The sequence below is a fragment of the Actinomyces ruminicola genome, from assembly GCF_900103885.1.
GTDB lineage: Bacteria > Actinomycetota > Actinomycetes > Actinomycetales > Actinomycetaceae > Actinomyces > Actinomyces ruminicola.
In genome coordinates this window covers 73186-83644 of sequence record NZ_FNIM01000013.1, presented here as the reverse complement: position 1 = coordinate 83644, position 10459 = coordinate 73186, and the positions used below count along the sequence as shown (strand labels likewise).

The following is a 10459-nucleotide window of genomic DNA, read 5'->3' as shown; positions in this document are numbered from 1 at the left end:
TCGTTGGAAACAAGCCAAGCGCCACCGACACCCCTCCAGGCCCCTCCAGCCACCAACTTTCAACGAAGTCATGCGGAAAAGTCGGGGTCAAAACGTACCAATCTTTGTACCGTAGACCAAATTGTGACCTCCCGGCGCACGCCACACCAGGCACACACGCCCCAACAGCACCACCTGCCACAGCCGTAACCGCCACCCAACCCCGCCTCCGGACACCCACGGCCGACCACAGGCACCCCGACGAAGACCACCACAACCACCACCGCCCCGCCGGACGTCCACCACGCCACTTCACCGTTAACAACGCCAGCCAACGCTCTACTGAAGGACGCGGAGGTATACAGCAAACGGTCAAGTGGCGCAGCAGACGGCAAACCGGCGTAGCAAACCACGAAATGGCGTTCCAAACGTGCTCCGGGCCGCGAAATACGCCCCGCACCGGTGGCGTCACTCGGCCGCGGAGACTGCGCAAGCGCACACCCACCCGACCCCGGGCAGGCTCAGCCCCTCCGTCGCTGAGTCGACCTCAGTCGAACAGCGCCGGCAGCGTCGCGTCCACGCCCGCGCGCAGCTCGGCCAGGTCCAGCACCAGCGGGCGGCCGGAGCCGCCGTCGGCGAGTAGGTCGGTGCCGGTGACGGCGAGCATGTCCCCGCCGGTGGTGCCCAGGCGCCCCCAGGCCACGCCCTCGGCCTCGGCGGCCGCGGCCACCGCCGGTACGGCCACCTCGGGCACCGCCACCAGGGCGCGGGCGCCGGACTCGGACAGCAGGGCGGTGAAGTCGTCCACGTCGCCGGGCAGGGCCGCCAGGTCGACGGCCGCACCGACGCCGAAGCGCAGGCACGCGTCGACCAGGCTCTGCGCGAGCCCGCCGGTGGACAGGTCGTGGGCGGCGCGCACCAGCCGGGCGCCGTCGGGCAGGTCCGCCTCGCTCAGGGCCACCAGCACGCGCCCGAGGGCGGCCTCCGCGTCCAGGTCCACGCGCGGGGGCAGGCCGCCCAGGTGGTCGTGGACCACGCGGGTCCAGGCCGAGCCGTCCAGCTCGTCGCGGGTCTCGCCCAGGGCGATGATCGCCAGGCCCTCCTCCTGCCAGCCGGACGGGTTGGCGCGGCGCACGTCGTCCATGACGCCGAGCACGCCCACCACCGGGGTGGGGTTGATGGAGGAGTCGGGCAGGCCCTTGACCTTGCCGTGGGAGTTGTACAGGGAGACGTTCCCGCCGGTGACGGGCACGCCCAGCTCGCGGCACGCGTCGGCCAGGCCGGTGATCGCCTCCACCAGCTGCCACATGGCGTCGGGGTCCTCCGGGGAGCCGAAGTTGAGGCAGTCGGTGACGGCTAGCGGCCGGGCACCCACGGTGCACACGTTGCGGTAGGACTCGGCCAGCGCCTGGGCGGCGCCGGTGGCCGGGTCGAGCTTGGTGAAGCGGCCATTGGCGTCGGTGGCGATGGCGACCCCGCGGCCGGTGGCCTCATCCACGCGGATCACGCCGGCGTCGTCGGGCTGGGCCAGGGCGGTGGCCCCGCGCACGAAGCGGTCGTACTGGTCGGTGACCCAGGCGGCGGAGGCCTGGTTGGGGCTGGCGACGACGGCGCGCACCTGCGCGGCCAGCTCTTCCACGCTCTCCGGCCGGGCCAGGGCGTCGGAGGTGTCGGCGTTCAGCTCGTCCTGCCAGGCGGGGCGGGCGTAGGGGCGGTCGTAGGTGGGCCCCTCGTGGGCGACGGTGCGCGGGTCGACGTCCACGATCCGCTCCCCGAAGTGGTCGATGGTCAGCCGACCGGTGCCGTTGACCTCGCCGATGACGCTGGCCTCGACGTCCCACTTGTCGATGACCGCCATGAAGTCGTCGAGCTTGTCCGGGGCGACGACGGCCATCATGCGCTCCTGGGACTCGCTCATGAGGATCTCCCCGGCCGTCAGGGTGGGGTCGCGCAGCAGCACGTTCTCCAGGTCCACGTGCATGCCGCCGTCGCCGTTGGAGGCCAGCTCGCTGGTGGCGCAGGAGATGCCGGCCGCGCCGAGGTCCTGGATGCCGAGCACCAGGTCGGCGCCGAACAGGTCCAGGCAGCACTCGATCAGGACCTTCTCCATGAAGGGGTCGCCCACCTGCACGCTGGGCCGCTTGGCGGGCATGCCGTCCTCGAAGGCCTCCGAGGCGAGGATGGAGGCGCCGCCGATGCCGTCGCCGCCGGTGCGGGCGCCGAACAGGACCACCTTGTTGCCCGCGCCGGAGGCGGAGGCCAGGTGAATGTCGTCATGGCGCAGCACGCCCACGCACAGGGCGTTGACGAGCGGGTTCTCCTGGTAGGACGGGTCGAACTCGGTCTCGCCGCCGATGTTGGGCAGGCCCAGGCAGTTGCCGTAGCCGCCCACGCCGGCCACCACGCCGTGCACCACCCGGGCGGTGTCGGGGTGGTCGACGGCGCCGAAGCGCAGCTGGTCCATGACGGCCACGGGGCGGGCGCCCATGGAGATGATGTCGCGCACGATCCCGCCGACGCCGGTGGCGGCGCCCTGGTAGGGCTCGACGAAGCTGGGGTGGTTGTGGGACTCGACCTTGTAGGTGACGGCCCAGCCGTCGCCGATGTCGACGACGCCGGCGTTCTCCCCCATGCCCACCAGCAGGTGCTCGCGCATCTCCGGGGTGGTCTTCTGGCCGAACTGGCGCAGGTGCAGCTTGGATGACTTGTAGGAGCAGTGCTCGGACCACATCACCGAGTACATGGCCAGCTCCGCGGCGGTGGGACGGCGGCCGAGGATGCTCTTGATGGAGGCGTACTCGTCGTCCTTGAGGCCGAGCTCGCGGTAGGGCATCGCCTGGTCGGGGGTGGCCGCGGCGTGGGCGACGGTGTCGGGGTGCTCGGCCACCCGGTCGGGGCGGGCGGGTTCGGTCACGGCGTTGGGCTCGACGGCGGACATGTCTGCTCCTGGGTGGGCGGTGGAACCGGGTTAGAGGTTACCCGGCGGGGCGGCCTTGCACCTATTTCACAACGTGGTCGACGTCGAGCGGCATCCACGCGAGCCCAACGCCGAGCGGCGGCTGCACGAGTCCGGCGCCTGGCGCCCGCGTCCTCAACCAGGGGACTTCCCGCGTCCCCGAGCCGCGGCGTGTCCTGCCCCAAGCTGCCCCGGCCCTCGGTCTGGACCCCGGCCCTCTGTTTGGACCCCTTGCGTCTATTCGGACCGCCCCAGTGGCGCACTACGGCGGTCCAAACAGAGGACAGCGGCCCAAATGGCGTCCGGCGGAACTATCGAAGCCGCGCGTACACACAGACGATGGCGCCGGGTCCTACGGCTGGGCCACCCAGTAGTTGCTCATTGAGTCGAAGTGCAGGGCGTGCAGGCGCTCGGGTGCGAGCACGACGGACTTGCCCGAGATCTGTACGGTGAACTCGCTGAGCGCGGCGCGCAATGCTCCGGGTGCCAGCGGTATGGGCGCGTCCGGCCGGTAGTAGGCAACAGTGATATGGGGCGTGAACGGCCCGGAGGGGACGATCTCGTCGAACAGGGCGCGCGCCGAAAGCAGCTTGTGGTGCTCGCCCTCTTCCACCGCTCTGGTCCCGACGACGACGCTCGTATTCACCAGGTTGAAGACCGCCGTGCACCTGGTGCGGATCGGGCCGACCGCGCGCGCCCGCGCAACCAGCTCCGCGACCCTCGCCGCGCCGGCCTCCACCAGTGGCCACACCTGCGCCCGGTCCGGGCCGGCGTGGAGATCGTGGAGCGTCACATGTCATCTCCACGGGCAGCGGTAGCGACAGCGACTCGCCGAAACGGCCGTGGAGGCCATGCGCGATCGCCCCTACGAGTTCCCGAACCTGATCGTCGAGGAAGTAGGCGATCGTGTCCCCATAGAAGGGCCGCAGCGCGCCTACTCGTCGGGCCACCTTCTCCTCCAGCGACGCAGGCAGCCCGAACATCGGCTCGTCGGGGACCGAGTTGGTCTGGAATGCTCTGACGCGCTCGTCGAACTCAGGCAGCGTCTCCACAACCGACTCCTTCAGTGGAAGACCAACGGCCCCAGATCACCGCGCCGCCGAATCCCGCCCGGACAGCCACGTCGACCGGCCTCGGCGGTAACGTCGACCGACCACGGCGGCGATTACCTTGAGGAGACGGCGCGGAGCGCCTTCACTGGAGGCTGCCGTCGTTGGAGACCAGGATCATGATGAACTCGACGAAGGCCCAGATGCCGTTACCAGCAGCGACGAGCCAGCCCAGCAGCATCAGCATCCCGGCGGTGGAAGCTGCACCGCCCGACACATTGCCGTAGGCATCGACGTTAGCCCCCAGGACCACCCCGCCGATGATGAGCAGCACAATCGCCCCGCCAACCAGGCACAGGTGAATGATGCCGTTGCGGGTCTGACCCCGGTAGAAGTTGTGGATGCCCAGGGTCCCGAGGAAGAAGGCCAGCACCGCTGCGGCGACCTTCGACTTGGGCTGCACATACCCAGCCTGCCCGTAGGGCGCACCGTAACCGGGGGCTGCATAGGCCGGCTGCTGACTGTATGCCTGCTGGCCATAGGGATTGCTCGGCTGCCCACTGCCGTACGCAGGGGGCTGCGGCTGGCCGGGGATATTGGGGCTCTGGCTCATGACTGTTTCCCTTCAGACGGGTTGGACCGGGCACGGGATGATCGCAGGTCGCACCGGTAACACAGCCATCCCGCGACATGCTCGTTACCCGGCTAGCCTCTCCCCCGCACCTCCCGACGCGCAAGCCGGTGCGGACAACTGAGGGTGACGCAACACCTTGAAACACACGGCACGCCGTCGAAAGTGCTGCGCATCACACAACATTGGGGCAGTATCGGGACATGAGAACCATCGACGTCGCCCCGCTCCCCCTGTCGGACCTCGAGAGCCACTTGGATGAGGTCGCCACTCGGCGTCTGCGTGACGGCGTCGCTGCGGCCCGAACCCTGCTTGAAGGGCGCACCGTCTGGACGGTGACGCCCACAGCCGCGGCGGCGTCTGGCCCCGCGGAGATCGTCGCCCCGCTGGTCGGCTATGCGCTCGACATCGGAATCGACGCCCGGTGGCTGGTGCTGGACGCGCCGCGCGAGTTCAACACCATTGCCTCACGGCTGCACGCCGGCATCCACGGCGACCGGGGCGACGGCGGCAAGCTCGGGGACAAGCAGCGCGACATCTACGAGCACGTGATCGCCTCCAACGCGGAGAACGTCGTCGATGACATCCGCGACGGCGACGTCGTCATCCTGCACGACCCACCCACCGCCGGCCTGGCCAAGGCATTTGGGGCGGCGGGGGCCACCGTCATCTGGCGCTGCCACCTGGGCGCCCAGGACACGGGCGACGCCGGCCAGCGCGCCTGGGCATTCCTGGACCGCTACCTGGAGGAGGTGGACCTCGTCGTCGTCTCGCGGCCGAACTACCGGCCACCCTTCGTGGAGCCGGAGCGCTGCGTGGTGATCGCGCCCTCCATCAACCCCGACTCCCCCAAGAACCGGGTGCTGGACCTGGACGAGGCGTGGTCGGTGGCGCGCCTGGCGGGCGTGTTCGACGGCGAGCCGCCCTTCGATGCGGTCGCCTTGGTGCACGAGGACGGGCGCCCGGACGCGATTCGTGAGCTGCCGTCCCTGGCGGGTGCGGGTCTGCCGGTGCCGCAGGGCGTGCGCGTGATCGCGCAGGTGTCCCGCTGGGACCGCCTCAAGGGCTGCAAGGAGCTGGTCGACGCCTTCGCGGACAACGTGGCGCTGCTGCCGACCGATGCGCACCTGCTGCTGGTGGGACCGGACCCGGACCCGGAGCGCGACGCCGAATCCGCCGCCGTGCTTGGAGAGGTGCTGGACCGCTGGGACCTGCTGCCGGACTCGGTGGCCTCGCGCGTGCACATCGCCGCCGTGCCCATGCACGACCGGGATGTCAACGCCACAGTGGTCAACGCCGTCCAGCGCGTGGCCGACGTGGTCACGCAGCGCTCCCTCGTGGAGGCCTTCGGGCTGCCGGTGGCGGAGGCGATGTGGAAGAAGGCGCCCGTGGTCGCCTCGGCTGTGGGCGGCATCCAGGACCAGATCGACGACGGCGTCGACGGCGTGCTCGTTGACCCGGCCGACGGCGCCGCCTGGGCCCAGGCCGTCGCGGACGTGCTGCGCTTCCCGGAGCGGGCGCATGAGATGGGACTGGCGGCGCACGAGTCCGTGCGCCGGGAGTTCCTGCCCGACCGGCACCTGCTCGAGTTGGTCGAGGCCATCGCGCAGGCCCTGGGGTGAGCAGAACCACAGCGCCGCAGAGGCGTCCAGCAAACCTGTGAGGCGGGTTCTGCCGCCCACTCGCAGCATGTTTGTTACACGGTAATCCACAGGTATTATCCACAGCTTTGTGCACAGCTCTGAGGACAGGGGGAATCACGCCGCTCTACCTGTGGGCAGCCCCCAGGGAAGTCATCGATCGGCGTCCAGGAACACCCCAGCAGGCGCGAAGCCTATCTTCGAGCCCCTTTATCGCACACGCACCCATGCGGTCAAATCGTTGCAATTTCGCGGTTTTACGCCATCCGGCGGTATCCCCCGAACGGAACGGATCCGCACCAGCAAGCGTCATTCCGCGGTCTCCGCCGCGGTCCCGAAGCCGGATGCGCGCCGCCCGCACACCCGGGCCGCCGCGGCCGCACGGCTCGACGTCCAAGAAGTTATCCACAGGCAACCGGGATGAGAACAGGTGCCAACCAGCATCAGACACCGCCCACCCGTAGTGGGCACAACCGACCGCTGAGTGGCGTACCGAATATCCAACTGGCGCAGCCAACGCCGACCGCATCTGCCGGTCGGCGCCCTCACCGCGTCGTCAGGAGCCGCCCGGCTGCGAAGGCGCTCGGTTAGGGAGCGGCGCGGCCCTCGGCCTCAGGCGCCGACCAGCGCGCTGATGGCGGACTGGAACAGGCGCAGGCCGTCCACGCCCTGGCGTGCCCCCGCCGCGGAGTCCGGGCCGAAGCCGGGCTCGACGGCGTGCTCGGGGTGCGGCATGAGACCGACGACGTTGCCGCGCTGGTTGCGGACTCCGGCGATATCGCGGGCGGAGCCGTTGGGGTTGCCCAGGTAGCGGAAGACGACGAGCCCCTCGCCCTCCAGGCGGTCCAGCTCGGCGGGCGAGGCGATGAAGTTGCCCTCGCCGTTCTTGAGCGGAACGACGATCTCCTCCCCCTCCTCGAACAGGTTGGTCCAGGCGGTGGTGGTGGACTCCACCCGCAGGCGCTGCTCGCGGCAGATGAACCTCTGGTGGTCGTTGCGGATGAGCGCTCCGGGCAGCAGGTGCGCCTCGGTGAGGATCTGGAATCCGTTGCAGATGCCCAGCACCGGCATGCCCCGCTCGGCGGCCGCGATGACCTCGTCCATGACGGGGGCGAAGCGGGCGATGGCGCCGCAGCGCAAGTAGTCGCCGTAGGAGAATCCGCCCGGGACGACGACGGCGTCCACGCCGCGGATGTCCGCGTCCTTGTGCCACAGGGACACGGGTTCTGCGCCGGCGAGGCGGACCGCGCGGGCGGCGTCGACGTCGTCGAGCGTGCCGGGGAAGGTGATGACGCCGATGCGGGTCACTCAGGCCTCCTCGGGGCTCGGCGCGGCGCCCGCGTCGGAAGCCGGGTCGGCGGTGACGGAGACGACGTCCTCAATGATCGGGTTGGACAGGAGCGTCTCGGCGGCCTCGGCGGCTGCGGCCAGGTGGGCGTCGGTGACGGGGCCGTCGACGGTCAACTCGAAGCGGCGCCCCTGGCGCACCGCTGTGAACTGGTCGAATCCCAGGCGTGGGAGATTGCCCATAACGGCCTTGCCCTGCGGGTCAAGGATCTCGGGCTTGGGCATGACCTCGACGACGATGCGTCCCATCGGTCCTCCTGGATGCGGTCGGGCGGGAGCGGGTCCGCGCTCAGCCTACCCGTCCGCGCCCCGTGAATCGGCTTCGCCCGCAACAACTACCGATCTCGGCACGTAACTTCTACCGATCTCGGCACGTGACTTCTACCGATCTCGGCACGTGACTTCTGCCGATCTCGGCGAGTTAGATCGCGCCGAGCCAGTCGCCGGCCAGGCGGACCGCGAGGACGCCGCCGGTAGCCAGCGCCAATGTGCCCAGCAGCCACTCCGCGCCCAGCACGAGCGCCAGGACCGCGCACACCACCGCGGCGGCGAGCATGAAGCCGCCGACGGCGCCGGCCACGCCCGCCGGGGCGTGCACCGACTGGTCCATGGTGGAGGTGCCCATCACGGGCTTGGGCCCGGAGTCCACGCGCACGCCCCCGGCACCATCGACGCCCCGGCCCGCGCCTCGCCGCCCCGGCGGCAGCGCCGCTGCCGACAGGCCGGAGGCCGCCAGCAGGTGGTGCGGGTCGGCGGCGTCAACGGTGCCCGTGGTCAATCCCGCCGCGGCATCCACCACTGTGGGCTCCCACCGCTCGGCCTCGTGGCGCACGGCGGTGCCGCCGGCCCAGGCCAGGTATCCGGCCGCCGAGACCAGCCCCGCCCCTCCCAGGACCACCACCAGCCACGGCGGCACCCACGGGTGCCCCGCTTCCGCGTTGGTGGCCAGGTGCATCGCCGACCAGGTCGCCAGCGCCAAGCCGGCCATGGCGAACAGGACGCCGACCAGTCGCTGCCTGCGCGCCGCCTGCGGCCAAGGCGTAGGTCCTGGCTCCCCGGAGGTGGCGGGAGCCGCGCCCCGGCCCACGCCCCAGTCGGTACCGGCCTCGGCCCGGCGCACGCGTGGTGAGCCGCCGGGAGCGGCCGGCGCACCCCAGTCCACATCGGGCTCGGCGTCAGCTCCGCCGTAGGCATGCGTGTAGCTGTCCCGCCCTCCCGCGTAGGCGGCGGCGCGGGCGCCGGTACCCCAGTCGACGGGACCGCGCTCATCCTCGGAGCGGCGGTCGCGCAGCGGCGGCGTCACGCGATCACCTGCCCGAGGATCGAGGCCAGCCCCAGGGCGAGCAGCAGGAAGCCGAGGGTGCCGGCCAGCAGTTGGAGCACGCGGATCGCCGTCTCGCCGGTGGCGGTGCCCGCCAGCAGTTCATCGGCCTTGCGGCCCACACCGGTGGTGGCCAGGGCGGTGGTCAGCGGCCCGGTCACCACGTCCAGGGTGGTCAGCTCCCGGCGTCCACCCGAGTCGGGGATGACCAGGTCGGTGCCGGGCACCGTCAGCGGTGCGGCCGTCTCCTCGGTTCCGCCCTGACGGCCTGAGCCTCTCGGCCCGGCGGGCCGGCGCCCATCCCGATCCCGGCGGGCAAGTCGGGCGCGGTTGCGCTCCAACCGCAGCCGCGGGGCGTTGACGACGACGCTTCGCGCCGGCACGCGCAACAGCAGCAGCAGCCCGACGCCGACGATCACCAGCGCCACGCCGCCCAGGATGGCGGACAGCCCCCGGGCGCCGAAGGCACTGGAGACGGCGGCGGCTAGCGCCAGCAGCAGCACCAGGACTACAGCGACCAGCGCCACCAAGAAGCCGGGGCCGGGCTGAAAGCTACGGGTGGTGCCGGGGGCGGCGGAGCCCGGAGTGGCCATGGGTGCAGTCATGTCAGGTCCAGGGGGCTGCCGGTGAGGCGCTCATAGGCCTCCAGGTACCGCTGCCGGGTGCGCTGCACGACGTCGTCGGGCAGGGCCGGGGGCGCCGCAGCCGAGCCGCGGTCCCAGCCGGAGGCGGGGGAGGTGAGCCAGTCGCGCACGTACTGCTTGTCGAAGGAGGGGGTGGGGCGGCCCGGCGTCCAGGCGTCGGCGGGCCAGAAGCGGGAGGAGTCGGGGGTGAGCACCTCGTCGCCCAGGATCAGGCGGCCGGTGGCGGGGTCCTGGCCGAACTCGAACTTGGTGTCGGCCAGGATGATGCCGCGCGCGCTGGCGATGTCGGCGGCGCGGGTGTACAGGGCGAGGGTGGTCTCGCGCAGCGCCTCGGCGGTGTCGGTGCCCACCATCTCCGCCACGCGTTCGAAGGAGACGTTCTCGTCGTGCTCGCCGAGTTCTGCCTTGGCGGCGGGGGTGAAGATCGGCTCGGGCAGGCGGGAGGCCTCGGTGAGGCCCGCGGGCAGGGGCAGGCCGCACACGGTGCCCGAGTCGCGGTACTCGGCCAGGCCGGAGCCGGTGAGGTAGCCGCGGGCGACGCACTCGACCGGGTACATCTCCAGGCGGCGGCAGATCATGGCGCGGCCCGCGACCGCCGCGGGCACGTCCAGGGAGACCAGGTGGCTGGGGACGATGTCGGCGAGCTGCTCGAACCACCACACGGACAGGGCGGTGAGCACCTTGCCCTTGTCCGGCACCGGTGTGGACAGGATGTGGTCGTAGGCGCTGATGCGGTCGGAGGCCACCAGCAGCAGCACGTCCTGCCCGGCCCAGGGGCCGGCGTCGGCGGGGGCGTAGACGTCACGCACCTTGCCGGAGGAGACGTGCTCCCAGCCGGGCAGGGCGGGGGCCGACGGCGGCATGCCTGCACCGGGCTCGGCAGCGGGGGCGT

Annotated in this window: 9 protein-coding genes; 1 reads left to right on the top strand and 8 read right to left on the bottom strand. The window is 71.3% G+C overall.

The features are described from left to right. Nucleotides 1-526: 526 nt before the first annotated feature. From purL to BLR49_RS10205, 3 genes are all read right to left on the bottom strand, one after another. Complete coding sequence (gene purL / locus BLR49_RS10215) at nt 527-2917, bottom strand: phosphoribosylformylglycinamidine synthase subunit PurL (protein ID WP_092537281.1); 2391 nt, start codon at nt 2915-2917, stop codon at nt 527-529. A 370-nt stretch (nt 2918-3287) separates the two neighbouring features. Next, on the bottom strand, nt 3288-3728 hold the full coding sequence (locus BLR49_RS13730) for a 2'-5' RNA ligase family protein (RefSeq protein ID WP_245690604.1): 441 nt from the start codon (nt 3726-3728) through the stop codon (nt 3288-3290). Nucleotides 3729-4129: 401 nt separating this feature from the next. Continuing rightward, nucleotides 4130-4597: a TM2 domain-containing protein gene (locus tag BLR49_RS10205; RefSeq protein ID WP_092537279.1), complete on the bottom strand. Its 468-nt coding sequence runs from the start codon at nt 4595-4597 to the stop codon at nt 4130-4132. A gap of 221 nt (nt 4598-4818) precedes the next feature. Between BLR49_RS10205 and BLR49_RS10200 the strand changes: the two genes are divergently transcribed. Beyond that, entirely contained in the window at nt 4819-6237 is a 1419-nt protein-coding gene (locus BLR49_RS10200; RefSeq protein ID WP_092537278.1) for a glycosyltransferase, read from the top strand. A gap of 630 nt (nt 6238-6867) precedes the next feature. Here BLR49_RS10200 and purQ read toward each other — a convergent pair. The 5 genes from purQ to BLR49_RS10175 all read right to left on the bottom strand — a co-directional run bounded on the left by purQ (nt 6868) and on the right by BLR49_RS10175 (nt 10430). Further along, on the bottom strand, nt 6868-7563 hold the full coding sequence (gene purQ / locus BLR49_RS10195; protein ID WP_092537277.1) for a phosphoribosylformylglycinamidine synthase subunit PurQ: 696 nt from the start codon (nt 7561-7563) through the stop codon (nt 6868-6870). After that, nucleotides 7564-7851: a phosphoribosylformylglycinamidine synthase subunit PurS gene (gene purS, locus BLR49_RS10190; RefSeq protein ID WP_092537276.1), complete on the bottom strand. Its 288-nt coding sequence runs from the start codon at nt 7849-7851 to the stop codon at nt 7564-7566. 172 nt (nt 7852-8023) lie between these two features. Then, a complete protein-coding gene (locus BLR49_RS13725; protein ID WP_245690603.1) occupies nt 8024-8905 on the bottom strand; it encodes a PsbA protein in 882 nt (293 codons plus the stop codon). Then, the gene (locus tag BLR49_RS10180) at nt 8902-9528 is read right to left on the bottom strand and encodes a hypothetical protein (protein ID WP_092537275.1); all 627 of its coding nucleotides are present in this window, start codon (nt 9526-9528) and stop codon (nt 8902-8904) included. Before BLR49_RS10180 ends, BLR49_RS13725 begins: the two co-directional genes overlap by 4 nt. Then, nucleotides 9525-10430 (bottom strand): phosphoribosylaminoimidazolesuccinocarboxamide synthase, encoded by a 906-nt coding sequence (locus BLR49_RS10175; RefSeq protein WP_245690606.1) that lies wholly within the window; start codon nt 10428-10430, stop codon nt 9525-9527. Before BLR49_RS10175 ends, BLR49_RS10180 begins: the two co-directional genes overlap by 4 nt. Nucleotides 10431-10459: the final 29 nt, after the last annotated feature.